Here is a 24,394-nt window from a genome sequence, read left to right as displayed (position 1 = left end):
CATGGCTCCACCACAGGGGAAGACCTCAGACAGCCAAGGACAACGAACCAGCGGCATCCGCCGCCGCTCGCTGCTCGCGGGGGTAGCGGCGCTCGGCGCCGCGGGTGCCATGGGAGCGGTTGGTGCGTGCAGCCGGGTGCCGGCCGCCGACGCCGCGGGCGGCGGGCATCTGCTGGAGCGGCTGCGCAAGAAGGGATCGGTCACGCTGGGGCTGGCGGGTGAGCAGCCCTACGGCTATATCGGCACCGACGGCAAGATGACCGGCTCGTCACCCACCATCGCCCGGACCGTCTTCCGGCGGCTCGGCGTCCCGCGGGTCGAGCCCTTTCCGACGGATTTCGGCTCGCTCATCGTCGGGCTGAATTCGCAGCAGTTCGATGTGGTCGCGGCCGGGATGTACATCAATCCCGAGCGCTGCGCCCAGGTCATCTTCGCCGACCCCGAATACCAGATGCTGGACGCCTTCATCGTCCCCAAGGGAAATCCCAAGAACCTGCACAGCTACAAGGACATCGCGCGGACCGGCGCGCGGATGGCCACCGGTGTCGGTTATGCCGAACTCGGATACGCCAAGGAAGCCGGGGTCACCCACATCACCACGCTGCCGGACCAGTTGGCCGGTCTGCTGGCGGTCGAGCAGGGCCGGGTGGACGTCTTCGTCGGCACGGCCGTGACGGTGCGCAACGTCGTACGGCAGTCGGGGACCACCAAGGCGGAGGCGACGGCCGAGGTCACGCCGCTCATGAAGGGCAAGCCGGTCATCGACGTCGGCGCCTTCGCGTTCCGCACCCCGGAGACCAATCTGCGCGACGCCTTCAACCGCGAACTGCACAAGATGAAGAAAACGGGGGAACTCCTGGACCTCATGCGGCCCTTCGGCTTCACCGAGCATCAGATGACGGAGATCACCGCCAAGGAGAAGTGCCGGCCATGAGCGAGCGAATCTCTCACATGTGTGCGCCTCGCGCATACGGGGGCGGGCGAAGCGGGGTGCCGGCATGAGCGAGCGAATCTCTCACATGTGTGCGCCTCGCGCATACGAGGGCGGGCGAAGCGGGGTGCCGGCATGAGCGAGCGCAGCGAGCGAATCGACAAGGGGTGCGCGCCTCGCGAATGCGAGGGCGGGCGAAGCGAGGTCTCGGCATGAGCGAGCGCAGCGAGCGAATCGACAAGGGGTGCGCGCCTCGCGAATGCGAGGGCGAGCGAAGCGAGGTCTCGGCATGAGCGACATCACCTGGGGGCTGTGGCAACTCCTCTTCAAAGGGGTCTGGATCACCGTCCAGCTGACCGTCTACAGCGCGGCGTTGGCCGCCGTGGTGGCCTTCGGCATCGGGATAGCGCGCACCCACCGGCTGTGGATCGTGCGGTTCCTCTCCGGGGCCTATTTCGAGATCTTCCGCGGCACCTCCGCGCTGATCCTGATGTTCTGGATGTTCTTCGTGCTGCCGATGGGCTTCGGCTGGCAGCTGGTACCGATGTGGGCCGCGGTCCTCACCCTGGGCCTGACCTACGGGGCGTACGGGTCCGAGGTCGTGCGGGGCGCCATCGCGGCGGTGCCTGCGGGGCAGCGGGAGGCGGGTGTGGCGCTCAGCTTCTCGCCCGCCCAGCAGCTGCGGAAGATCGTCCTGCCGCAGGCGTGGCCGGGCATGATCCCGCCGTTCAACAACCTGCTGATCGAGCTGCTCAAGGGCACCGCGCTGGTGTCGATCCTGGGCGTCGGCGACATCGCGTTCGGGGCCTCCCTGGTCCGCAACGCGACCGCCCACAGCGCCCCCGTCTACACGATCATCCTGGTCATGTACTTCGTCCTGGCGTTCCTCCTGACCCGCGGGATGCGGGTGGTGGAACGCCACGCCAAGGCGGGCGTCGGCCAGGCCCCGGCCGCACGGACCTCCCTGAGGAGCCGGCTGAGCACCGGCCCGGCCGTCACGGGCGCCGGCGCCGCCGCGGAAGGTGATGCACGATGACGTTCGACTGGTCCGCGGTCGGCCACTTCATGCCGATGTTCTGGAAGGGCGTCGTGGTCACCCTCCAGGCGCTGGTCCTGGGTTCCCTGATCGCCTTCGCGCTCGGCCTCGTGTGGGCGCTGGCGCAGCGCTCGTCGCTCAAGGCGGTGCGCTGGCCGGTGATGGTGATCACCGAGTTCGTGCGCAACACCCCGCTGCTGGTGCAGCTGTTCTTCCTGTTCTACGTGATGCCCGAGTGGGGCATCACCCTCAGCGCCCTGGCCACCGGCGTGATCGGCCTGGGCCTGCACTACTCGACGTACACCGCAGAGGTCTACCGCGCCGGCATCGACGGCGTCCCGGCCGGCCAGTGGGAGGCGGCCATCGCCCTGAGCCTGCCGCGCCGGCGCACCTGGACCGCGGTGATCCTGCCGCAGGCGATCCGCCGGGTCGCCCCGGCGCTCGGCAACTACGTCATCGCGATGCTGAAGGACTCGCCGATGCTGTTCGCCATCGGCGTGCTGGAAATGCTCGGCGAGGCACGGCAGTTCTCGTCCCAGACCTTCCAGACCGTCGAGCCGTACACGGTCGTCGGCGTCGCCTTCCTCCTCATCGCCTACCCCGCTTCTCTTCTCCTGCGAGCCCTGGAGCGTCGCCTTGTCCGCTGACCGCAACACCCCGAACACGCCGCCTGCGGAGAACGCCGCCGGCGGGCCGGACGCGCCGCGGCCCGACGAGGCCGCCGCGGAGCCGACCGAGGGCACCGAACTGATCCGTTTCGAGGCGGTCACCAAGCGGTTCGGCGCGCACACCGTCCTCGACGCGCTCGACATGAAGGTCTACACCGGCAAGCACGTCACGCTGATCGGCCCGTCCGGCTCCGGCAAGACCACGATCCTGCGGCTGATGATGACGCTGCTCAAGCCGGACGAGGGCACCATCAAGCTGGGCGACCGGTACCTCACCCACGAGGAGAAGGGCGGCAGACTCGTCCCGGCGAGCGACCGCTACAGCCGCGAGGTCCGCAAGAACATCGGCATGGTCTTCCAGCAGTTCAACCTCTTCCCCAACATGAAGGTGCTGCGGAACATCACCGAGGCCCCGGTGCACGTACTGGGCCTCGACAAGGACGCCGCCGAGGAACGCGCCCGCGAACTCCTCGAACTCGTCGGCCTCACCGCGCATCTCGACAAGTACCCCACCCAGCTCTCCGGCGGCCAGCAGCAAAGGGTCGCCATCGCCCGCGCCCTGGCCATGCGCCCGCAGGTCCTGCTGCTGGACGAGGTGACCTCGGCGCTCGACCCGGAACTGGTGGCCGGCGTCCTGGACGTCCTGCGGGACATCGCCCACACCACGGACATCACCATGCTCTGCGTGACGCACGAGATGAACTTCGCCCGGGACATCTCCGACTGCGTGATGATGTTCGACGCCGGCCGGGTCATCGAGTTCGGCCCGCCGGAGCAGATCTTCACGGAGCCGGCGCACGAGCGGACCCGCGAGTTCCTGAGCGCGGTCCTCTAGCAGCGCGGCACGGGCGCGGCGGCGGTGCCGCCGTACCGCGCCCGTGCAACCCGCCGGACCGCGGCGATTCCGTGGCGGCGCCGCAACCGTGCGACAGGGGCGCGCAGGACGTCCTTCCGGCGCGAGCCCGGCTCCGGGGCCGGGCTCGCGCCCCTTCGGCCGGAATCCGGCGGCGGAATCGTCAACTCCGGCCGTCACCACCGGACGTCAACGACGGCGCTCTGCCGCCCGCCTCCGCATCCCTCACCAGCCATTACCGCCGGTCGGCGCGCGGTCCCATGACCTGGGCATATGCCAGAGTGCAGGGCCGCTGCACAGACGCGTGAACCGGTCCGGTTTTCGGTCAAGACCCCCTCCGTCGAAGCCCGTTGACCGCTATCGTGATACAAGCCCCGTTGTCCGGGAGCGGTTCGCGAACGCGCGGCCGTGACCAACGACGGTCACGACGCAAGCGGTACCAACCTGCTAGGGGGACACCGTGGCGCTGAAGCCCGAGCCGACCGCGCCGTTCCATTCGGTGCAGTACGCACTTCGCGTACCCGAAACCATCTCCAAGCACGCCGGCGGCGTGACCGACGTGCAGATCGCGCGCGAAACGGGCCTGCCGACAGGCCACCTGGCCTCGATGCTGGCGATGCTCCGGCGCGAGGGATACGTCGAGCAGCTCGCCGACGGCGCGTATGTCGTCGGCGAGTCACTGCTCCTGCTGGGCTCGGGCGGCAACCGCGACCGCGCCCTGCGGGACAAGCTCCAGCTCACCCTGGACCAGCTGCGCGACTCGGTCGGCGCGGCGGTCTACATCAGCCGGTACATCGACGGCGAGGTGAAGATCCTCCACTACGCCGACGGGCCGCTGGCTCCCAAGGTCAACGAGTGGGCCGAATTCCGCCGCACGGCACACGCCAGCGCGGTCGGCAAATGCCTGCTCGCCCAGCTCGACTACGACGGCCGCATGGACCACCTCTCGCGCCACAAGACCGCCCGGCTCACCTCCCGGACGATCACCAACGAGAAGGTGCTGTTCCACAAGCTCGACAGCCAGCCGCCGACGGTCCCCGTGCTGGACCTCCAGGAGTACGCGGTCGGCACGGTCTGCGCCGCCGTACCGATCACGGCCGGTTCGACGGTCGGCTGCCTCGCGCTGTCGATGCCGCTGGAGCACGCCCACCGGCTGCGGCAGGCAGCCGACGCACTGAACCGCAAGGCGGCGCCGGTGCTGCTGTCGCTGGCGATCTGAGGCGGGGCGGAGCGCGGGGTCCCGGGGGCCGCTCCGGGCGTGGTCATGAGCACCCCTCTCGACCAGGTAGTATTTCTTTCGTCAGCGCGCGCCGCTAGCTCAGTTGGTTAGAGCAGCTGACTCTTAATCAGCGGGTCCGGGGTTCGAGTCCCTGGCGGCGCACGTAAGAAGTGGGCGTTTCCGGAACACCGGGAACGCCCACTTCGCTTTGCGCGATCACTGCTCCGCGGCCCCTCCCCTTCTTCCCCGCTCACCGGTCCAGGAGACGGCCGCGGTCGTGATCGCGGTACTGCGCCATGAGGGCGGCCCGGTCCTCGTCCGTGAACGGGCGGTAGAGCGGGCGGTGGCCGCTGCCCGCCGGGGTCGCGCGGGTGCCGGGGGCGTTCTGTGGCGACCACCACACCGGCTCGGGGCAGCGGAAGCCGGCCCACCGGAGGGCGACCCGGTGCACCTTGTTGGTGGCGGTCACGGGTAGTGCGGCGACGATCCGCACGAACCGGGGCGCCATCTTCGTACCGAGATCGGGCTGGGCGGCGAGGAAGGCCGCGAATCCGTCCGGGTCGAACGCCGCGCCGTCGCGCAGTGCGAGGGCGGCCATGACCTGGTCGCCGGCGACCGGGTCCGGTACGGCGTAGACGGCGACGCCGGCGGCCGGGGCGTAGCGGGCGAGGATGTCCTCGATCATCGCGGCGGCCAGGTTCTCGCTGTCCACCCGCAGCCGGTCGTCCGCACGCCCGGCGAAGTGGAAGAACCCGTTCTCGTCCCGGAAGAACAGGTCCCCGGTCCAGTACCAGCCCGCACCGGCCTCCCCCTCCGCCCGGCCGCGGGTGCGGGCGGCGGTCGCCTCGGGGTTGCGCCAGTAGCCCTCGAAGGAGCTGCGGCCCCGGTTCACCAGCTCGCCTATGGCCCGATCGCCGTTGAGCAGCCGCCCGGCGGCGTCCAGCCGGGCGCGCGGGAGCTCGGCGCCGGTCGCCGGGTCGACGACGGCGAGATCGTCGCCGGGGGCGGGCCGGCCGATGGCGCCGGGCGGGGTGTCCTCGGTGCGCTGCAACGCCGCGCCGCCCTCGGAGGAGCCGTACCCCTCGACCAGTCGCACTCCGAACCGGTCCGCGAAGCGCGCCGCGTCGACGGCGCCGGCCTCCGTCCCGAATCCGGTGCGCAGCGGGTTGTCGCGGTCGTCCGGGGCGGGCGGGGTGGCGAGCAGGTACTGCACGGCCCGGCCGACGTAGGTGAAGTACGTGGCCCCGTAGCGGCGTACGTCGGGGAGGAAGGCGGAGGCCGAGAAGCGGCGGCGCAGCGCCACGGCCGCACCGCCGGCGAGTGCCGGGGCCCAGCCGGCGATCACCGCGTTGCCGTGGAACATCGGCATGCACAGATAGTGGACGTCCTCCGGGCACACCGCGAAATACCGGACGAGGGAGTGGCCGGCGGCGGCGAGCCTGCCCTGGGTGCAGATGGCGGCCTTGGGCGCGCCGGTGGATCCGGAGGTGAAGCAGAGCAGCAGGCGGGTGGCGGGACCCGGCGTCCGGGCACCGCCGCCGCCCGGCACCGCCGCGATCGCGTCCGGTCGCGCACCCCCGTACGGCGCGAGCAGTTCCTGGTATGCCGGATCGTCCACGATCAGCACGCGTTCGGGCGGGAGGGGCAGGTCCAGCCCGGCGAGCAGCGGCAGGTGGGCGCGTTCGGTGATCAGCAGCGCGCAGTCGGTGTGGGCGATGTCGCGGGCCAGCTCCGGGCCGCGGCGGGTGGGGTTGATACCCGCGACGGCCGCCCCGGCGAGCGCCGCCGCGCCGATCCACAGCGGGTACTCGGGCACGTTGTCCAGCAGCACCCCGATATGCGGCTCCGCGTCTCGCGGCAGCAACTCCCCCAGCAGCGCGGCCCGCGCGGCGGCACCCGCGGCCAACTGGTGATGGGTGACCGCCGACTCGCCGTGTTTCAGTCCGATGCGGTGGTCGCCCCATTGCGCACGCACGAGCTCGGCGATGGTGCGCGGGGCGGGGTCGGGGGTGGGGGTGTGGGGGATGGGGGAGGTGCGGGAACTGTGGGCCGCCATGGCGCGCAGGGTAATTGACGTTGCGTCAGATAGGGAGCCCCATCCGGCGGACGGTACCGGTCGGGGCCATCGTGCAGCGCCTACAGCGGCCGGAGGTCGACTCGGGCGACGGGATGAGGGGAGTTCCGTGAGCCGAGTGATGTGCGGTCTAGACCAAACGGCAGACTCATAAGCGGTTCGGGGCATGTCCAGACCATGTGCGGACGTCGTCCGGACCGATAGCAGCCGGACGGCGACGCGCAGGAGCGGTGACCGGCGGCCGGCGGCCGGCCGCTGTGGAGGGGAAGGCGGGGCTCCGGTCAGGCCGCGGTGGGGAGGGGGCCGTTGGTGGGGGCGGCGGCGGTGTGGACCAGGGCGGTGTAGGTACGGCGCAGGGCGATGAGGGATTCCTGGGCCTCGCGGTAGACGGCGGCGTCGGGGCCGCCGCGGTGGGCGAGGGTGCGTACGGGGGCGCAGTGGCGGTCCATGGCGCTGAGCCAGGCGCGGTGCTGGGCCGGGAGGTGGCGCCGCAGGAGCTGGCGCCGGCCGTCGCCCATGCGGCGGCCACCGATGCCCAGTACGGCGTCCGCGGCCTGGAGGACCGGGGGTTCGAGGGCCCCCTGTTCGGCGAGGGCCGCGAGGACGGCGCGCTGCTGGTCGGTGGCCGGGGCCGCCGCCAGTTCCAAGGCCTCGGAGTGGAGTTGGGCGCGCAGCGCGTGCTGGATGCGGACCAGGCGGCGCAGTGCCGTCGGGGTGGAGGAGTCGTCGGGGGCGCGGCCGGCGAGGGTGTCGGCGAGGCGGAACAGCCAGATGCCGTGCGCCTCCAGCCGGGTCGCGGCGAGCATCAGCCGGTCCAGGCGGCTGAGCGGCTGGCCTTCGGGGGCCCAGCGCACGATCGGGACGAGCTGTTCGGTGCGGGCGAGTTGGTCGATGGGGATGTGGCGGCGGGGCTTGCGCTCCGGGGCCCAGTTGTGGAGGGCGAGGGTGGGCAGGGCGACGAACTGGTCGTGGTCGATGCGGTGGGCGATGGCGGCCCAGAGGTCGAGGAAGCCGTCGTTGGCGACCTCGCGGGCGGCCGGGGCCTGCGGGTCGAGGGCGCTCCAGCCGCAGGACACCGCGATGACCGCGACCCGCATCGCGGCGGCTTCCGCGTTGCGCGGTGAGAGGCGGGAGACGCGCTGCCGCAGGGCGCTCAACTCGTCGGCGCGGTGGGCGTGTTCGACGACGGCGACGGCGGTTTCCTGGTCGGGTGCGACCGCGGCGGCACGCGCCATGGCGTCGAGCCGGGTCCAGGTTCCGATCATGGAGCGCACGGGGGGCCGCTCGGGGAGGAAGCCGTGTGCGCAGGGGTCGTGCGGGGCCGGCGGGGCATCGGGGTCCGCCGGGGCGTCGGTGCAGGCGTCCGCGGGGGCGACCTGGGCCGGTATGCGCACGGCGGGGTCGGCGGCGGTGCGCGGGTTCGCTCCGGGGGCGCCGGGCCCGGCCGCGGTCCGGGTGGCCGTGGCCGGCGGGGTGGTCGCGCGTATGGCGAGGCGGGTGTCGGATGTCGTCGTCATGGGAGTCATCAGCACTTCCCCGCAAGCAGGCGGGCCAGGTGGGCGTCCATATCGAGATAGCGGTGCTCGTGGCCGGGCGGAACGATGGCCGCGGTCTGCTCCAGCCAGGCGGTGAGTTCGGCCGCGCGTACCGACAGTTCGCAGATGCTGTCGTCGGTGGCGAGCTCGATGTGGACGCGGCGGGGTCCGCCGGGGCGGCCGGCGGGCCACACCCGTACGTCGCCCTCCCCGGCCGCGTCGCAGAGTCCGCCGAGCAGCAGGTCGCGGGCGAACAGCCAGGTCGCGACGGTCTCGCCACGGCTGATGAAGGCGACCTCGACTTCGTAGGGGCGGTCGCTCCGGTAGCTGAACCGGCCGGCCACCGGGACCGTTTCGTCCGGCCCCAGGAGGAGCTGCATCTCAAGGGTGCGTTTGGCTGTCGACACCATGACGATCAACCTTTCCGGACGAAGGGGCGAGTCCCTGGGCCCCGGGGGCGGGGCTCGCGTCCTAGCAGACGTCGGCTTTCGGGATGGGGTTGCAGATGATGGAGGAGTAGTGATGGACGCCATGATCGGCGGGGCGCCGGGGGCGGGGGCGGGGCGCGGCCGGTGAGCGGCCGGGGACGGGGCCGGACGCCGGCGGGGGCGGCGCGGAGGTCGTCGTGCGGGCGCGCACGGCCCGGGTGCGGCACCGCAGGGCTGGCGGCGCCGTCGCGGCCGGGTGCGGCGGCGTGTCCCGGGGCTGTCATTCCCGTTCTCCTCCGGGCTGGGCTGCTCGTTCCGTTCGTGCGCCTCGGTGTTCGCCTCAGCCTCTCAACTGGCAGGAGATACCGCATGCTGACGGGGCAACTGGCGCTCTACGCCCACGAACTCGATCTTTGCCGAACAATTCGGGCGAACTCCCGGAAGAAGGTCCCGAGATCACGGGACCTTCGACCCGGGCGGCGAGCGATCTCGGCGGGGTCCGGGCCGCGGAGTTGAGTGACGCACGGGGCGCGGCGGGAGTGGCCGGGATCACATCGGCCCGATGCGTGGGGGGCGGGTTCTCGGGTACGGACCACCCCCGGAGTTCGTGTAGAGTTCTTCAGGTCAGCGCGCGCCGCTAGCTCAGTTGGTTAGAGCAGCTGACTCTTAATCAGCGGGTCCGGGGTTCGAGTCCCTGGCGGCGCACGTAACACTGAGGCTCCTCGCATTGCGAGGGGCCTCAGTTTTTTGTGTGCGCTCGGTTCTCGGTTTTCGAGAGGTATGCCGAGATCACGACCGGGGCGGGGCGGCGGCTCTCGGGGTCGCCGGCGGGGACATGGGTGATCAGCCGGAGTTCGGAGCGGCCGGGCCGGTGGGGAGCGTATGCCGTGCGGGCGGTGAGGCGGTCGCGGTCGTAGACCTGGATCTCTTCGACGGTGAACTGGGCGGTGCTGCCGTCGGAGCGCTGGATGTCGATCCGGTCGCCGGGTCTGAGGCCGGTCAGCCGGTGTGAGGGGGCGGCCCGCCGGGTGCCGTGCGTGGGCCCTGCGGGATCCGTGGGGTTGGCGGGGTCCGTGGGGTCGGTGCTTCCGGTGTCCGGGCCGGTCGTGAGGACCGCGGCGCCGGGCTCGCCGGGGCGGGGGCCGGCGGCGTACCAGCTGATGGGGGCGGGTGGGCCGTAGAGGGCGGGCGAGCCGTGCGGGGACGAGGCCGCCGGGGCCGGTGTGCCGTTCCCGTACCGGCCGCGGGCCACGATGGCGGCCCGGAGGCCGAGGGCGCGGATGGTGAGCCGGGTGGGTTCGGCGGTGGGGGCGGCGGCGAGCCGGTGGTGGGCGGGTACCGGTGGCCGGGCGTGGGGGCGGCCGACGGCGGCGATGTCCCCGGTGGTGGGGAGCTGGGCCATGCTTCCGCCGACGAGGTCGCGGCCGTCGCAGAGCCAGAGCGTCAGCAGCAGCGCGGCCCAGGTGGTGCCGATGAGGATGTTGGGGCGGATGCCGGGGCCGGCGGCCGTTCCGGGGCGTCCGGCGGTCCCCCGGTGCGCCTTCTTCCGGGGCTGCCTCTTCCCGTTCTCCCGGGTGTTCCCGGCCTCGCGGATGTCCCGGGTATCCCGGCTCGTCCGGTCTTCCCGGGACTCCTGGTTCTCCCGCTTCTCCCGCTTCTCCTGCTTCTCCTGGTTCTCCGGTTCCTCCCGGCTCGTCGCCCTACTCGTCGCCACCGCTGCTCCCCTGGCGTTCGCGTCGCAGGCGGAGCCGCAGGCGCAGCAGTTGGCCGGCGATGACGAGGATCGCGCCGCCGGCCAGGACCAGGGCGACGGCGGAGGTGCTGCTGAGCTCGCGGTGCGGGGCGGCGGGCTGGGCGCTGGGGACGGTGGCCGGGCCCTCGACCGGGTGTGCCGGGGTGGCGGCGGGGGCGAGGGCCGGGCGCGCGGCCGTGGCGGCGGTGCCGGGGCAGCCGGCCGGGGCGGGGTGGACGGCGGTCCGGGTGCGGGGTGCCGCGCCGGTGGGTGCCGCGCCGGTGGGGGCCGCCGGGCGGGCGGTGGCCCGTTCGGCGGCGCAGCCGGTGAGCCGCGGGGTGCCCGCGGCGCCGGGGGTGACCGGAGCAGGGGCGACGGCGACCTGGGCGGTCCCGGTGCCGCGTTCGTCGTCGACGTACGCGGGCGCCGTCGTCACCGCGCATGCGGCGACCGCGGCGCAGAGGGTGAGTTGCGGTGAGCGCATGGTGCACCTCCGGATACTCCGAAGGTCCGCCCGTACGCGGCCGGGCGCATCCGGTGCGGTGCGGTGGTGCGCCGTTCGGGTGGGCGGGGGCGGCGAGGCCGGCCGCCGGGCGGGGGCGCGCCGGGCCCGGCCCCTCCCCCGCTCCGGCCCGGCCCGGGTCAGACCAGGTCGACCAGGTCCGCGATCGAGTCGACGACGCGGGACGGGCGGAAGGGGTGCCGTTCGACGTCCTCGGGGCGGGTGAGGCCGGTGAGGACGAGGAAGGTCTCCATGCCCGCTTCCAGGCCGGCGACGACGTCGGTGTCCATGCGGTCGCCGATCATGGCGGAGGACTCGGAGTGGGCGCCGATGGCGTTGAGGGCGTGGCGCATCATCAGCGGGTTGGGCTTGCCGACGAAGTACGGCTCGACGCCGGTGGCCTTGGTGATCAGGGCGGCCACCGACCCGGTCGCGGGCAGGGCGCCCTCCGGCGACGGGCCGGTCTCGTCGGGGTTGGTGGCGATGAAGCGGGCGCCGTTGTCGATCAGCCGGATGGCCTTGGTGAGGGCCTCGAAGCTGTAGGTGCGGGTCTCGCCGAGGACGACGTAGTCGGGGGCGTGGTCGGTGAGGATGTAGCCGATGTCGTGGAGGGCGGTGGTGAGGCCGGCCTCGCCGATGACGTAGGCGGTGCCGCCGGGGCGCTGGTCGTCGAGGAACTGGGCGGTGGCCAGCGCCGAGGTCCAGATGGACTCCCAGGGGACGTCGAGGCCGATGCGGTTGAGGCGGGCGTGCAGGTCGCGCGGGGTGTAGATGGAGTTGTTGGTCAGGACGAGGAAGGGCTTGCCCGATTCGCGGAGCCGCTTGATGAAGGCGTCGGCGCCGGGGACCGGGACCCCTTCGTGCATCAGGACGCCGTCCATGTCGGTGAGCCATGACTCGATCGGCTTGCGCTCTGCCACTGCCGGACTCCTGCCGTGCGTGTTGACCAGGGCTGGCCAGGGGCTGGCCAGGGCGTCGGCCGGGGTCCGTACGGGGCACGGTCACGGTGCCCGGGCCGCGGTGCGCGGTGCGCCGGTCACGGGGGAGCGTGACGCGGGGGTGGGTGCGCGGGGACGTGAGGGATGTCTCGTACGGAGGGCCGACGGGCCCCAGCCTAAGTCAGGGGGCGGCGGAGCGACCCCGGTGATCACCGGGGTGGTGGTGGCACCGGGGTTGCCCGTCAGCTGCCGGTGGCGGTCTTCCAGGCGTTGACGTAGGTGTCGAGGTTCTTGTCGATGTCGTTCCAGTCGGGCTGGAAGATCTCGACGCCGTCCATGATCTTGGCGAGGGCGGTGGCGTTGGGGTCGGTGGGCTTGACGTCGGTGCGGGACGTGAAGCCGCCGCCGATGGCGGAGACCTCTTCCTGGACGGGGGTGCTGAGGAGGTAGTCGAGGAACTTCTTGGCGTTGGCGGCGTGCGGGGCGTTCCTGACCAGGCCGGCGGCGTAGGGCAGGGCGAAGGTGGCGGGCTTGGCGCCGGGTGCGGCGGCGGGGAAGAAGATGCCCTGCTGGGGCATGGACTTCATATTGGCGTAGTTCATCTGCACATCGCCGTTGGCGGCGAGGAGTTCGCCCTTGTCGACCTTGGGGGCGAGCTGGCCGGTGGAGGAGGACGGGCCGACGTTGTTGGCCTGGAGCTTCTTGAGGAAGGCCATGGCCGGGCCCTGGCCGCCGAAGTCGTGCAGGGCCTTGATGACGACGGCGGTGCCGTCGCCGGCGACGCCCGGGGTGGAGTACTGGAGCTTGCCGGCGAAGCGGTGGTCGGCGAGGTCCTGCCAGGTGGCCGGGGGCTTGGGGAGTTCCTTCGTGTTGTAGATGAAGCAGAAGTAGTTGTTGACGACGGAGGTCCACCGGCCGTTGGGGTCCTTGTCTGCGGCGGCGACCTTGTCGGAGCCCTGGGGACGGTAGATGTCCAACAGGCCCTTGCCGTCGGCCTGCTGGATGAAGGGGGGCAGGGTGACGATGACGTCCGCCTTGGTGTTGGAGCGCTCGCGGGCCAGGCGCTGGACGGCGGCGCCGGAGCCGGACTCGACGTAGTCGACCTTGATGCCGGTCTGCTTCTCGAAGTCCTTGAAGACCTTGTCGTAGAAGCCGTCGCCCTTTTCGCTCTTGAGGCCGTCGGCGCTGTAGACGGTGATCTCCTTGGCGTCGGGGTCGGCGGAGGAGGCACCGCCGCAGGCGGTGAGGGTGGCGGCGAGGACGAGTGCGGCGGCGCCGGCGGTGAGGGCGGGGCGGACGGGACGGGCGGGGCGGGGGCGACCGGTCATGGTGAGGTGACTCCTTGGGCAAGGTGGGGAGTTGGGGCGGTGCGGGGGGGGCGCCGGGGTCAGCGGTAGCCGGCCCTGGTGCGGATGCGGGCGACGCCGGCGAGCACGAGCAGGGTCGTGGCCATCAGGGCGACGGCCAGCGCGGCGCCGGTGAAGAGGGCGCCGCGGTCGGTGGCGGCGAAGATCTGGACGGGCAGCGGCATCCAGTCCGGGGGGTAGAGCATCATCGTGGCGCTCAACTCGCCCATGGAGAGGGCGAAGCACAGGCCGGCGGCTGCGGTGAGGGACGGCAGGAGCAGCGGCATCCTGACCCGCCACAGGACGTACGCGGGGCGGGCGCCGAGACCGGCGGCGCTCTGCTCGTACGCGGGGTCGAGGCGGCTGAGGGCGGCGGTCACGGACTGGTAGGCGAAGGCGGTGACCAGCACGGTGTGGGCGATGATCACGATCTGCGGGGTGCCGTTGAGGAGGAACGGGGGCCGGGAGAAGGCGACGAGGAGGGAGAGGCCGACGACGACGGAGGGGACGGCGACGGGGAGGAGGAAGAGGGCGTCGAGCAGGCGGCGGGCGCGGCGGCCGAGTCCTTGGGCGGCGAGGGCGGCCCAGGTGCCGGCGGTGAGGGCGGCGGCGCTCGCCGCGAGGGCGGTCAGCACGCTGGTGAGCAGGGCGGTGACGGTGCTGCCCCGCGCGAGGTCCTGATAGTGCGTCAGCGTGAGGTGGGAGGGGAGGGCGCCGCTCCAGCCGCCGGCGAAGGAGGCGGCGGCGATCACCAGGAGCGGGAGGGCGAAGACGGGCAGGAAGAGGAGGAAGAAGGCCGCCCGGAGGGCCCGTCGGGCGGACGCGCTATGCACGAGCATGGTGGGCGGCTCCGGTGCGGGTGGGGGTGTCCTTGCGGGGGCGTTCCGTGGGGGATCCGCCGCCGGTGGCCCGGTCCGGGTGGGCCGGGTCGGTGCGGGGCCGGGCGGTGCGGGAGGCGCCGATGCCGGCGGCGGTACGGGACATGACCGTCCGGTAGAGGGCGTAAAGGGCGGCGGACAGCGCGATGTTGACGACCGCGACGACGCAGGCGCCGGTGTAGTCGCCGTCGAGGATCGCCTTGCTGTAGACGAGCACCGGCAGGGTGACGACGTTCTTGGCGCCGGTGAACAGGACGATCCCGAACTCGTTGAGGCCGAGGACCAGGACGAGCGCCCCGCCGGCCGCGAGCGAGGGCAGCGCCTCCGGGAGGATCACCGTCCGCACGATGCGCCACGGCCGGGCGCCCAGTGAGGCGGCGACCTCCAACTGGCCGGTGTCCACCTGGGAGAACGCGGCGAGCAGGGGGCGCATCACGAACGGCGTGAAGTAGGTGACCTCGGCCAGCAGGACGCCCCAGGGGGTGTGCAGGAAGTCCAGCGGGCCGTGGGCGGCCCCGGTGACATCCGTCCAGAGGCCGTTGGCGATCCCGGCGGTGCCGTAGAGGAACAGCAGGGCGAGGGTGATCAGGAAGGACGGGAAGGCCAGGAAGATGTCGATGAAGCGGGCCAGTGCCCTGCCGCCGGGGAACGGGACGAAGGCGATGACGAGGGAGAGCGCGAGGCCGAGCAGCAGGGCGCCGAGGGTGGCGCCGGCCGCGAGGAGCACGGTGGTGGTGAGCGCGTCGCGGAAGGAGGCGGTGGCGAGGACGGCGGCGTAGGGGGCGGTGGAGGCCGGTCCGCCGTTCTCGGGCGTGACGGACTGGACGGCCACCAGGGCGAGCGGGTAGAGGAAGACCAGGCCGAGGGCGGCGACCGGCGGCAGCGCCCAGAGGGCGGCGGTGCGGCGGGGGTGGGTGCGGGGGTCCCGTTCAGGCATGCCGCGCCCCGTCCGCCGCGAGGCCCGCCGGGATGAGGACGGCGTCCTCCGGGGCGAAGTGCAGGGCGATATCCGTGCCGAGCGCCGGGGGTTCGCGCAGTTCGCGGACGTCGGCCATGATCCGGTGGCCGCCGGCCGCCACGTACAGCCGGTGGGTGGCGCCGCGCCACTGGAGCTCGGTGACCGTGCCGCGCAGGGTGTTGCCGCCGGGCGCCGGGCTCGCGCCGAGGCCGATGAGGTGCGGGCGGACGCAGAGGGTGGCGGTGGCTCCGGGGGCCGCCTCGCCGACGGGTACGGTCAGCGGCCGGCCGGCGAACTCCACCCCGTCGCGGCGTACGGTCACCGGCAGCAGGTTCGCGGTGCCCACGAACGACGCGGTGAACGCGGTGCGCGGGCTGCGGTAGAGCTGCTGCGGGGTGCCGCAGTCGCGCAGCCGGGCCTGGTCCAGGACGGCGATCCGGTCGGCCAGGGTCAGTGCCTCGACCTGGTCGTGGGTGACGTAGAGGATGGAGACGTCGGGCAACTCCCGGTGCAGGCGGGCGAGTTCGGCCAGCATGCCGGAGCGCAGCCGGGCGTCGAGCGCGGACAGCGGCTCGTCCAGCAGCAGGACGCCGGGGCGGATGGCGAGTGCGCGGGCGATGGCGACGCGCTGCTGCTGGCCGCCGGACAGCTCCCGGGGGTACCGGTCGGCGTAGCCGGCCATGCCGGTCATCTCCAGCGCCTCGGCGACCCGGCCGGGGATCTCGGTGCGCGGCGCCTTCTGCGCCTTGAGGCCGAAGGCGACGTTCTCGGCGACCTTCATGTGCGGGAACAGCGCGTACTGCTGGACGACCATGCCGATGCCGCGCTTGTACGGCGGGAGGTCGGTGACGTCCCGGCCGCCGATCAGCACCCGGCCGCGCACCGGCCGGACGAAGCCGGCGACCGCCCGCAGCGCGGTGGTCTTGCCGGAGCCGGACGGGCCGAGCAGGGCCATGACCTCGCCCGGTTCGACGGTGAGGTCGAAGGAGTCGAGGACGGTGTGCTCACCGTGCCCGCCGTGTCTGCCGTAGGCGACGGTGACGTCGTCGAAGCGGATGCCGGAGGCCGGGGCCGGTGCGGCGGGCGGGCCGGTGCGGGCGGGTGCCGCGGTGGGCGCGGGCATCTCACACCACCCCCAGCAGCGCGGGCAGTTCGGCGACGGACCCGAGGACGTGGGTGGCGCCGGCGCTCTCCAGTTGTGCCGCGTCGTGTGCCCCGGTGAGCACTCCGGCGACGACCGAGGCGCCGCTGCGCCGCCCGGCGATCATGTCGTAGGAGGTGTCGCCGGCCACCGCGATCTGCCGTACGTCGGCGGCGGCGCCGGTGCGCAGCAGGGCGGTGAGGACCATGTCGGGGTAGGGGCGGCCCCGGCCGCCGGCGTCGGCGGGGCACAGGGTCAGCGCGGCCAGGTCGCGCCAGCCGAGGGCGTCGAGAAGGGCGTCCTGGGTGACGCGGGCGAAGCCCGTGGTCAGCACGACCGTGCGGCCGGCCTGCCGGAGCGTCTCGATGGCCTCGCGGGCGCCGGGGACGGGGGCGATCCTGCCCTCGTCGACCAGGTCGCCGTAGGCCGTCTCGAAGGCGCGGTTGGCGCGGCGGGCGGCGTCCTCGGTGGCGGTGGGGTCGCCGTCGGGGGCGGCGAAGAGGTGCCGGAAGACGGAGATCTTGGACTCGCCCATGGTGGCGCGTACGTAGGCGAGCTTCTCGGCGTGGTCGGGGCTGCCCGGCTCGACGCCCATGTGCCGGGCGGCGGCGTCGAATGCCCGCTCGACCAGGCCGCCGTCGGCGACGGTGGTGCCGGCCATGTCGAGGACGGCCAGCCGGATGGTGTCCCGGTCGTGTGCGGTGGGGGTCGGACGGATCGTCAACCGGCTCACCATCCCAGTTCGTTCGCGGTGGTTTCGGCGATGGCAGGCGAGCAGGTCATGCCGCGCCCGCCGGGCCCGGTGACCAGCCAGACCCCGTCGCGGGCCTGCTGGCGGTGGACGACGCGGGTGGTGTCGGTGCATTGGGCGTAGACCCCGGCCCAGCGGCGGCGGATGCGGGGCAGCGGGCGGCCGAGGATCGCCTCGACGACGCCGGTGAGGTGCTCGTAGGGCTCCTCGACCGTGTCGAAGGCGAACGGGGTGTCGTATTCGTGGGTGTCGCCGATGGTCAGTCCGCCGTCGGCCCGCTGGACCATCAGCAGCTGCATCTTGTGCGCGGCGGCGGTCGGGGTCTGGGCCTGGCCGGCGTCGAGGGCGTCCAGGGCGTCACTGCGGTAGGCGGGGTAGTAGCGGAAGCTGTCGGCGTCGGCGACGGAGGTGGTGAGCGGCTCGCCGAGCGGGTCGGTCTGCATCATCTGGAGGCGCACCCGGCGCACCGGCAGGTCGGGGATCAGCTCCCGGACCAGGCCGCCGAGCCAGGCGCCGGTGCACAGGACGACCGCGTCGCCGTGGTGGGTCACGCCGTGGTCGTCGCGGACCGCGCGCCCGCCGACCACCTCGCGGACCTCGCGCCCGCCGAGGTAGGTGTACCGGCCGGACGCCAGCAGCGCCTCCTTCAGGGCGAGTTGGGCGACACGGGGCTCCACGGCGGCGTCCCGCTCGCACCACAGGGCGCCGGTGAGGTCGCCGCGCAGGGCGGGGTTGAGGGCGCGGGCCCCGTCGGCGTCCAGGAGCCGGTAGCCGCGGGCGGCGGCGTCGGGGCGGCGGGTGGCGGCCTCGGCGACCGCGCGTTCGGTGTCGTTGCGGACGACGGTCAGCGATCCGATGGCGCGGAAGCCGAGGCCGGGGACGCGGGCGCCGATCTCCTCCCAGAGTTCGCGGGCGCGGAGCGCGGTGGCCAGTTCCTCGCCGCCGGCCCGGCCGCTGACCCAGATCTGCCCGAAGTTGCGGACCGAGGCACCGCGGGCCTCGGCCTCCCGCTCGATGTGCAGGACCTCGTGGCCCCGTTCAACTGCGTGCCAGGCGTGCATGGTTCCCAACACGCCCGCTCCGACGACTGTGATTCGCATGCCCCAGACGGTCTCGGCGGCGGGTGGCCCGCGGACGGCGGTTCGGCGACGGAACGGTGAACAGGGGTCCAAAGTTGGCCTAGACCCGTTATCAATCCGTGATACCGAAGGGGCAGTTGCGGTGCTTTCGTCCCGATCCGGGGCGGCCGTGGCGGCTGGACAGCCGGGCCGCTACGGGGGCGTGGGCCGGGTGCCCAGATGCGTGGTGAACGAGAACCGGTCCCCGCGGTACAGCGAGCGCACCCGCTCCAGCGGGCGGCCCTCGGTGTCCCGCGACAGCCGGTGGATCAGCAGCATCGGCAGCGCGCCCGGGGTACCGATCAGCAGTGCCTCGCGCGGGGTGGCCAGCACCGTCTCCAGGCGTTCGTCCGCGTCCCCGAAGCCGATCCCGAGCCGCTCGCGGAGGTAGGCGTAGAAGGAGGAGTCCGGCGCGAAGTCGGCCGCCAGATCGGGGACCCGGGCCACCGCGACGTAGGTGCTCTCCAGTCCGACCCGCTCGTCGTCGGCGAGCAGCACCCGCTCCATGTGCCAGACCGGGTCGCCGGCCGCCAGCGCGAGGTCGGCGGCGAGCGCCGGCGGGCAGGGGAAGCGGTCCAGCGAGACCAGGTGCCGGCCGGGGGTGCGGCCCTGGCGGCGTACGCCCTCGGTGTAGCTGGCGAGGGACAGCGGCTGCTCCATCTTGGGTCCGGCGACGACCGTGCCGCGCCCCAGCCGCTTCAGCCGCCCCTCCAGCACCAGTTCCCGCAGGGCCTGACGCAGCGTCTCCCGCGAGACCTCGAACCGCAGGGCCAGTTCACGCTCCGCGGGCAGCGGTTCGCCCTCGCCCAACTCCGTGATCAGCGCGGCGATTTCGACCTTCGCCGCGTAGTACTTGGGGATGCGTCCGTGCTCGGGGACGCCGGACCGGATGGGTGCGCCAGGTTCCTGGCCGTACGGGAACTCCACCCGGCGATCTTCGCATCAGCGGCGGGGCCGGAGCGCCATGCCCCTCGCGGGCCCGGCCATGCCCCGACGGACAGGCCCTGGGGCCCGGAGTCCGCCAGGAGCTGCGATCACCATCCCGATCGAGTTCGCCATGCAGTGGGACAACGAGCGCATCCCGCGCGAGGCCAGCCTCGCGCTGTTCGACGCCTTCGCCTCGAAGGAGAAGACGTTGCACGCCAACGCGGGCAGGCACTTCGACATGCCCAGGTTCGAGGCCGACAGCGCGGCCCGGTTCTTCGCCCGGCATCTTGGCCGGGCGGTCACCTCACCGGCCTGACGTGCGCGGTCGGGGCCGCGTATCCGGACACCGCGGGGCCGCCCTTCGGGCGACAACGGGAATGCGACGACAGGCCCTAGCGGAACAGCCCGGTCAGCACCAGCTCGGCGGCGCCGTCCGCGACGGTCCGGGGCCCGCCGCGGGCCAGCGCCACCGCGGGCGCGGCCCCGGGGCCGCCGCCGGACGCCGCCCACGGCCGGCCGCGCAGCGCCGCGTGGTCGGCCAGGACCCGGGCCACGCCGTCCCGGAACCCCTCCGGGTGCTGCTGCACGGTGCGGCCCCCGAGCAGCACCCGGTCGACGTCCAGCAGTTCGACGAGGTTGGCCGCGGCCACGCCCAGCACCCGGGCCGCTTCCGGGAGATCGCCGCGGGCCACCGCCGCCAGGCACAGCGCCTCGACGCAGCCGCGCCGCCCGCAGCCGCACCGCGGCCCGTCCAACTGCACGACCTGGTGGCCGAATTCACCGGCGCCGGTGTGCGGTCCGCGGTAGAGGGCGCCGCCGAGGACGAGCCCGGCGCCCAGTCCGGTGCCCAGGTGGAGGTAGGCGAAGGAGGCACCGCCGGCCTCCTCCGGTGCGCGGCCGATGCCGAGCGCCGCCGCGTTGGTGTCCTTGTCGAGGACGACGGGCAGGCCCAGGCGTGCGCCGAGCGCGTCGCGCAGCGGGAAGCCGTCCCACTGCGGGAGGCCGGTGACCTGGCGCAGCACGCCGGTGCCGTGGTCCAGCGGCCCCGGGCAGGCCACCCCCGCACCGAGCACCGGCGGCCCGCCCGCCGCGTCCCGCAGCGCCGCGACCTCCCGCCCGGCGGCGGCCAGCACGGCCTCGGCGCCGGCGCCGAGATCCAGCGGGGCCCGACGTTCCGCGACCGGCCGGCCCGCGAGGTCGGCCAGGACGCAGCGGATCTCGTCGCGGTCCAGGTGCAGGCCGACGGCGTACCGGGCGCCGGGGACCAGGCGCAGTACGGTGCGCGGTTTGCCGCCGGTGGAGGCCCGGCGGCCCGCCTCCTCGGCCAGACCGTCGGCCCGCAGCCGGGCGGTGATCTTGCTGACCGCCTGCGGGGTGAGGCCGGTGCGCCCGGCCAGCTCCAGGCGGCTGGCCCCCTCCTGCCCCGCCGTGCGCAGCAGCCCGAGCACCAGCGCAGTGTTGTGGCCGCGGAGGGCGAGGAGGTTCGCGCCCGGACCGGCGGCGGGCGCGGTGGGGGCGGTGGTCGGGCGGTCGGGGTCGTTGCTGCTCACACCCCCATTGTCCGTGCTGCTTGCACTTTGGCAACAGCGTTGCGAAAGTGGAGGGCATGAATGACCCCCTGGGCACCCCCCACTCCCCCCGCCCGCCCTTCCGCGTCGGCCTCATCGGATACGGCCTGGCGGGTTCGGTCTTCCACGCCCCGCTGATCGCCGCCACCGAAGGGCTGCTGCTCGACACCGTCTCGACCTCCGACCCCGAACGGCAGGCGCAGGCCCGCGCCGAGCATCCGCAGGTCCGTACGGTGGCCACCCCCGAGGCCGTACTGGACCGGGCCGCCGCCGGCGAGCTCGACCTGATCGTGCTGGCGAGCCCGAACAAGACGCATGTCCCGCTCGCCACCGCCGCGTTGGAGGCCGGCGTCCCGGTCGTCGTCGACAAGCCGCTGGCCGCCACCGCCGCCGAGGCCGAGAAGCTCGCCGCGCTCGCCGCCGACCGCGGACTGCTGCTCTCCGTCTTCCAGAACCGCCGCTGGGACAACGACTTCCTGACCGTCCGCAAACTGATCGAGGACGGGGCGCTCGGCGCGGTGTGGCGCTTCGAGTCGCGCTTCGAGCGCTGGCGGCCCCAGCCCAAGGGCGGCTGGCGCGAGTCCGGCGACCCGGCCGAACTCGGCGGGCTGCTCTACGACCTCGGCAGCCACCTCGTCGACCAGGCGCTGACCCTCTTCGGCCCGGCCGCCTCCGTGTACGCCGAGTCCGACATCCGCCGCCCGGGCGCGGAGGCCGACGACGACACCTTCATCGCGCTCACCCACGTCAACGGCGTCCGTTCCCATCTGTGGATGAGCGCCACCACCGCCCTCCTCGGCTCCCGCTTCCGGGTGCTGGGGGACCGGGCCGGCTACACCAAGCACGGCCTGGACCCGCAGGAGGCCGCGCTGCGCGAGGGCCGGCGCCCCGGCGACGAGGGCGTGGAGTGGGGCGTGGAGAAGAGGACCGGCTGGGGCCGCCTCGGCGCCGGGGCGGCCCCCCGGAGCGGCGGCGGCGAGCCGGTCGAGACGCTGCCGGGCGACTACCCCGCCTACTACGCCGCGATCGAGCGGGCCCTTCGGGAGGGCGGCGAACCGCCGGTGACCGCCACCGAGGCCGCGGCGGCGCTGCGCGTCCTGGAGGCCGCCAGGCGCTCCGCGGCCGAGGGCCGGACGGTGCGGATCGGGGCGGCGGCATGAGCGGGGCCGCCGCGCCGACCGCCGCGGCCGACGAGCTCGCCGAGCTGACCGCCCAGGAAGAGCGCCTGCTCTTCGACACCTTCGGCAATGACGAAGCATGGGAACTGGGCTCGCTGCTGGTCGCGCTGGCGCGGGAGCGCGGCGCCGCCGTGACGGTCGGCATCCGGCGCGGCGCCCAGCAGCTGTTCCACTGCGCCCTGCCCGGCACCTCCGCCGACAACGACGCCTGGATCGCCCGCAAATGCGCCGTCGTCGAACGCTACGGGGAGTCCTCGTACCTGGTCGGCGCCCGGTTCCGCGCCAAGGGCCGGACGTTCGAGGAGAGTTCCCGCCTCGACCCGGACCGCTTCGCGGCGCACGGCGGCGCCTTCCCCGTCCGGCTGCGGGGGACCGGCGTCGTCGGGGCGGTCGCGGTGTCCGGGCTGCCGCAGGCGGACGACCACGCGCTGGTCGTCGAGGCACTGGAGCGGTACCTCTTGCGCTGAGCTTGAACCTCCCACGTGTTCGGCCCGTCCGCTGCGCTTTGCCTCGCTTCCCACGTTGTCGGCTTTCCCGCCGTGGGGGTTGCTGTCTTTGCGCCTTCGGCCCGTCCGCTGCGCTTTGCGTCGCCCTACGTTTTCGGCTTTCCCGCCGTAGGGGTTGCTGTCTTTTGCGCCTTCGGCGCGGGGTGTTGTCCGCTGCGCGGGGCTTTCGGGGTGCGGTGACGGTCCTCCGGGGCCGGTGTGCAGGACTGCTTCGCTTTACGTCCTGCACACCGCCCCCTCCGGCCCGCCCCCTCCCGCGGGTGGGAGAGAGAAACGGTGGATGCAGGCTGAGCCGAGTGGTCCGGTAACGGTCTCCATCGACCCCTGAACCCGCACGGTCCCACCTACGCGCACCCCACCGGTTTTTTCCCACCCACAACGGGAGGGGACGGGCCGGAGGGGCAGGGTGTCCGGACGTAAAGCGAAGCAGTCCGGACACCCTGCCCCGCAGGACCGTCACCGCACCCGACAGCCCCGCGCAGCGGCCCCGCCCGCCGCAGGCGCAACGGCGAACAACCACCACGGCGGGAAAGCCGACAACGTAGGGCGACGCAAAGCGCAGCGGAGCCGCAACGGCGAACAACCCCCACGGCGGGAAAGCCGAAAACGTGGGAAGCCCAGCCAAGCGCCTACGCGCTTGCGAGCTCCTGCCGCTGGCGGCCCAGACCGTCGATCTCCAGCTCCACCACATCGCCGGCCCGCAGGTACGGCTTCGGCTCGGGCTGCCCCATCGCGACCCCGGCCGGAGTGCCGGTGTTGATGACATCGCCCGGGTAGAGGGTCATGAACTGGCTGACGTAGCGGACCACTTCGGCCACCGGGAAGATCTGCTCGGCGGTCGTGCCGTCCTGCTTCAGCTCCCCGTTGACCCACAGCCGGACACCCAGGGCCTGCGGGTCGGGCACCTCGTCGGCGGTCACCAGCCACGGGCCCAGCGGGTTGAACGTCTCGCAGTTCTTGCCCTTGTCCCACTGGCCGCCGCGCTCGATCTGGAACGCGCGCTCGGAGACGTCGTGCGCCACCGCGTACCCGGCCACCGCCGCCAGCGCCTGCTCGTCGGTCTCCAGGTAGCGGGCGGTACGGCCGATGACGACGGCCAGCTCCACCTCCCAGTCGGTCTTCACGCTGCCGCGCGGCACCAGGACCGTGTCATCGGGGCCGACGACCGTGTCCGGGGCCTTCATGAAGATGATCGGCTCCTCGGGGGTCGCGGCCCCCGTCTCCCGGGCGTGGTCGTGGTAGTTCAGCCCGATGCACACGACCTTGCCGATCCGGGCGACCGGCGGGCCGATGCGCAGCCCGTCGGCGTCCAGCGCGGGCAGCCCGCCGGACGCGGCGGCGGCCCGTATCCGGGCCAGCGCCGCATCGTCCGCGAGCAGTGTTCCGTCGATGTCCCGCACCGTGTCCGACAGATCCCGCAGGACTCCGGTCTCGTCGAGCAGCGCCGGGCTTTCCGCCCCCACCGTTCCGACGCGCAGCAGCTTCATCGGTACAACTCCCGTGGTCGAAGGGTCGGCCCCGAAGGGTTCTCCAGGGCCGGCCGATGGGGGACGGCCATCGAGCGATTTGGCCGATCCTCCAAGAACGGGGTCCGGTCCGCAAGACCCCCGTCCACGGAGTGGACCGTTACCGAGGGGTAGTAACGACCTGGCCGGAGGCGGCTCAGGACGGTCCGGACGCCGAGGCGGCCGGTTCGGGCGCGGCAGCCGGGCCGCCGTCCGGCTCCCGGTCCGCCCGCTTCCCGGCCCGGTCAGCCCGCGCGGCGGCGTTCGCCCGCGCCCGGGCGGCCTGCCGGCGGGCCGCGCGCGTCCTGGGCGCTCCCTTCCGCGCACCGCCGGACGGCGTGCCGCCCGCCCGCTCCGCCCCGTCCGCGCCCTTCGCCCGCTCCCCGGCGCGCTCGGGCTGCGGCTCCGGCTTCCGGTCCGCCTCCCGGCCCGGCTTCCGGTCACGGTGCAGCAGCGCCCGCTCGCACGCCGTCCAGGTCGTGGTCGTGACCAGGTAGAGCCCGGCCGCCAGCGGCACCACCGCCGCGGTGATCAGCATGCCGAAGGACAGCAGCGGCATCACCTTGGACATGGCGCCCATACCGGGTACCAGGGCACCGCCG

The 24,394-nt window shown here is 73.4% G+C and carries 22 protein-coding genes, 2 tRNA genes and 2 pseudogenes; 10 read left to right on the top strand and 16 right to left on the bottom strand.

Annotated features, from left to right (window positions below; genetic code table 11):
• The first annotated feature begins 1 nt into the window (after position 1).
• From ehuB to IEZ17_RS35545, 6 genes are all read left to right on the top strand, one after another.
• Positions 2-934, top strand: coding sequence for an ectoine/hydroxyectoine ABC transporter substrate-binding protein EhuB (ehuB, locus tag IEZ17_RS35570; RefSeq protein ID WP_189307558.1), 933 nt, complete (start codon positions 2-4; stop codon positions 932-934).
• Positions 935-1,220: 286 nt separating this feature from the next.
• Positions 1,221-1,967 (top strand): ectoine/hydroxyectoine ABC transporter permease subunit EhuC, encoded by a 747-nt coding sequence (ehuC, locus tag IEZ17_RS35565; protein WP_189307556.1) that lies wholly within the window; start codon positions 1,221-1,223, stop codon positions 1,965-1,967.
• Complete coding sequence (gene ehuD / locus IEZ17_RS35560) at positions 1,964-2,614, top strand: ectoine/hydroxyectoine ABC transporter permease subunit EhuD (protein ID WP_189307554.1); 651 nt, start codon at positions 1,964-1,966, stop codon at positions 2,612-2,614. The genes ehuC and ehuD overlap by 4 nt, the downstream gene beginning before the upstream one ends.
• Before the next feature lie 100 nt (positions 2,615-2,714).
• Positions 2,715-3,470: an ectoine/hydroxyectoine ABC transporter ATP-binding protein EhuA gene (ehuA, locus tag IEZ17_RS35555; protein ID WP_189307582.1), complete on the top strand. Its 756-nt coding sequence runs from the start codon at positions 2,715-2,717 to the stop codon at positions 3,468-3,470.
• Between the two features lie 478 nt (positions 3,471-3,948).
• On the top strand, positions 3,949-4,707 hold the full coding sequence (locus IEZ17_RS35550; RefSeq protein ID WP_189307553.1) for an IclR family transcriptional regulator: 759 nt from the start codon (positions 3,949-3,951) through the stop codon (positions 4,705-4,707).
• Between the two features lie 88 nt (positions 4,708-4,795).
• Positions 4,796-4,869, top strand: a tRNA-Lys gene (locus tag IEZ17_RS35545).
• Positions 4,870-4,957: 88 nt separating this feature from the next.
• On the opposite strand, the gene IEZ17_RS35540 is transcribed toward IEZ17_RS35545, so the two are convergent.
• From IEZ17_RS35540 to IEZ17_RS35530, 3 genes are all read right to left on the bottom strand, one after another.
• Positions 4,958-6,763 (bottom strand): AMP-binding protein, encoded by a 1,806-nt coding sequence (locus IEZ17_RS35540; protein WP_189307551.1) that lies wholly within the window; start codon positions 6,761-6,763, stop codon positions 4,958-4,960.
• Positions 6,764-7,062: 299 nt separating this feature from the next.
• Positions 7,063-8,298, bottom strand: coding sequence for a hypothetical protein (locus tag IEZ17_RS35535; protein ID WP_189307549.1), 1,236 nt, complete (start codon positions 8,296-8,298; stop codon positions 7,063-7,065).
• An 8-nt stretch (positions 8,299-8,306) separates the two neighbouring features.
• The gene (locus IEZ17_RS35530) at positions 8,307-8,726 is read right to left on the bottom strand and encodes an SsgA family sporulation/cell division regulator (protein ID WP_189307547.1); all 420 of its coding nucleotides are present in this window, start codon (positions 8,724-8,726) and stop codon (positions 8,307-8,309) included.
• A 649-nt stretch (positions 8,727-9,375) separates the two neighbouring features.
• Here IEZ17_RS35530 and IEZ17_RS35525 point away from each other — a divergent pair.
• Positions 9,376-9,449: transfer RNA gene (locus IEZ17_RS35525), tRNA-Lys, on the top strand.
• Positions 9,450-9,483: 34 nt separating this feature from the next.
• Here IEZ17_RS35525 and IEZ17_RS35520 read toward each other — a convergent pair.
• From IEZ17_RS35520 to IEZ17_RS35475, 10 genes are all read right to left on the bottom strand, one after another.
• Positions 9,484-10,458 (bottom strand): class F sortase, encoded by a 975-nt coding sequence (locus tag IEZ17_RS35520; RefSeq protein ID WP_189307545.1) that lies wholly within the window; start codon positions 10,456-10,458, stop codon positions 9,484-9,486.
• Entirely contained in the window at positions 10,445-10,960 is a 516-nt protein-coding gene (locus IEZ17_RS35515) for a hypothetical protein (protein ID WP_189307543.1), read from the bottom strand. The genes IEZ17_RS35520 and IEZ17_RS35515 overlap by 14 nt, the downstream gene beginning before the upstream one ends.
• A gap of 158 nt (positions 10,961-11,118) precedes the next feature.
• Entirely contained in the window at positions 11,119-11,898 is a 780-nt protein-coding gene (locus IEZ17_RS35510; protein ID WP_189307541.1) for an HAD-IIA family hydrolase, read from the bottom strand.
• A 260-nt stretch (positions 11,899-12,158) separates the two neighbouring features.
• Positions 12,159-13,244 carry a 2-aminoethylphosphonate ABC transporter substrate-binding protein gene (locus IEZ17_RS35505; RefSeq protein WP_189307538.1) on the bottom strand — a complete coding sequence of 362 codons (1,086 nt, stop codon included), beginning with the start codon at positions 13,242-13,244 and terminating at the stop codon, positions 12,159-12,161.
• 59 nt (positions 13,245-13,303) lie between these two features.
• Positions 13,304-14,101, bottom strand: a complete 798-nt coding sequence (locus IEZ17_RS35500) for an ABC transporter permease (protein ID WP_189307536.1) — start codon at positions 14,099-14,101, stop codon at positions 13,304-13,306.
• Positions 14,088-15,077 (bottom strand): 2-aminoethylphosphonate ABC transporter permease subunit, encoded by a 990-nt coding sequence (locus tag IEZ17_RS35495; protein ID WP_229852962.1) that lies wholly within the window; start codon positions 15,075-15,077, stop codon positions 14,088-14,090. The genes IEZ17_RS35500 and IEZ17_RS35495 overlap by 14 nt, the downstream gene beginning before the upstream one ends.
• Positions 15,070-16,221, bottom strand: a complete 1,152-nt coding sequence (locus tag IEZ17_RS35490) for an ABC transporter ATP-binding protein (RefSeq protein ID WP_189307534.1) — start codon at positions 16,219-16,221, stop codon at positions 15,070-15,072. Before IEZ17_RS35490 ends, IEZ17_RS35495 begins: the two co-directional genes overlap by 8 nt.
• Position 16,222: 1 nt before the next feature.
• Positions 16,223-16,963, bottom strand: coding sequence for a phosphonatase-like hydrolase (locus IEZ17_RS35485; RefSeq protein WP_373300044.1), 741 nt, complete (start codon positions 16,961-16,963; stop codon positions 16,223-16,225).
• Positions 16,964-16,968: 5 nt separating this feature from the next.
• Positions 16,969-18,090, bottom strand: coding sequence for a TIGR03364 family FAD-dependent oxidoreductase (locus IEZ17_RS35480; RefSeq protein WP_189307529.1), 1,122 nt, complete (start codon positions 18,088-18,090; stop codon positions 16,969-16,971).
• A gap of 171 nt (positions 18,091-18,261) precedes the next feature.
• On the bottom strand, positions 18,262-19,035 hold the full coding sequence (locus IEZ17_RS35475) for a GntR family transcriptional regulator (protein ID WP_189307527.1): 774 nt from the start codon (positions 19,033-19,035) through the stop codon (positions 18,262-18,264).
• Positions 19,036-19,141: 106 nt separating this feature from the next.
• Here IEZ17_RS35475 and IEZ17_RS35470 point away from each other — a divergent pair.
• Positions 19,142-19,351 (top strand): annotated as a pseudogene (locus IEZ17_RS35470) (alpha/beta hydrolase); the annotation flags it as partial.
• Between the two features lie 76 nt (positions 19,352-19,427).
• Here the strand turns inward: IEZ17_RS35470 and IEZ17_RS35465 are convergent.
• On the bottom strand, positions 19,428-20,585 hold the full coding sequence (locus tag IEZ17_RS35465) for an ROK family transcriptional regulator (protein ID WP_189307525.1): 1,158 nt from the start codon (positions 20,583-20,585) through the stop codon (positions 19,428-19,430).
• A gap of 56 nt (positions 20,586-20,641) precedes the next feature.
• On the opposite strand from IEZ17_RS35465, the gene IEZ17_RS35460 reads away from it, so the two are divergent.
• Both IEZ17_RS35460 and IEZ17_RS35455 read left to right on the top strand, forming a co-directional pair.
• The gene (locus tag IEZ17_RS35460) at positions 20,642-21,763 is read left to right on the top strand and encodes a Gfo/Idh/MocA family oxidoreductase (RefSeq protein ID WP_189307524.1); all 1,122 of its coding nucleotides are present in this window, start codon (positions 20,642-20,644) and stop codon (positions 21,761-21,763) included.
• A complete protein-coding gene (locus IEZ17_RS35455; protein WP_189307522.1) occupies positions 21,760-22,248 on the top strand; it encodes a heme-degrading domain-containing protein in 489 nt (162 codons plus the stop codon). Before IEZ17_RS35460 ends, IEZ17_RS35455 begins: the two co-directional genes overlap by 4 nt.
• Before the next feature lie 668 nt (positions 22,249-22,916).
• Here the strand turns inward: IEZ17_RS35455 and IEZ17_RS35450 are convergent.
• Positions 22,917-23,774 carry a fumarylacetoacetate hydrolase family protein gene (locus IEZ17_RS35450; RefSeq protein WP_189307520.1) on the bottom strand — a complete coding sequence of 286 codons (858 nt, stop codon included), beginning with the start codon at positions 23,772-23,774 and terminating at the stop codon, positions 22,917-22,919.
• Positions 23,775-23,949: 175 nt separating this feature from the next.
• Positions 23,950-24,394: pseudogene (locus IEZ17_RS43335) on the bottom strand (YidC/Oxa1 family membrane protein insertase); the annotation flags it as partial.

This window comes from Streptomyces albospinus, assembly GCF_014648695.1.
In the GTDB taxonomy this organism is placed as follows: domain Bacteria; phylum Actinomycetota; class Actinomycetes; order Streptomycetales; family Streptomycetaceae; genus Streptomyces; species Streptomyces albospinus.
The sequence above is the reverse complement of the archived record's forward strand: the minus strand, read 5'-3'. Positions and strand labels throughout refer to the sequence as shown.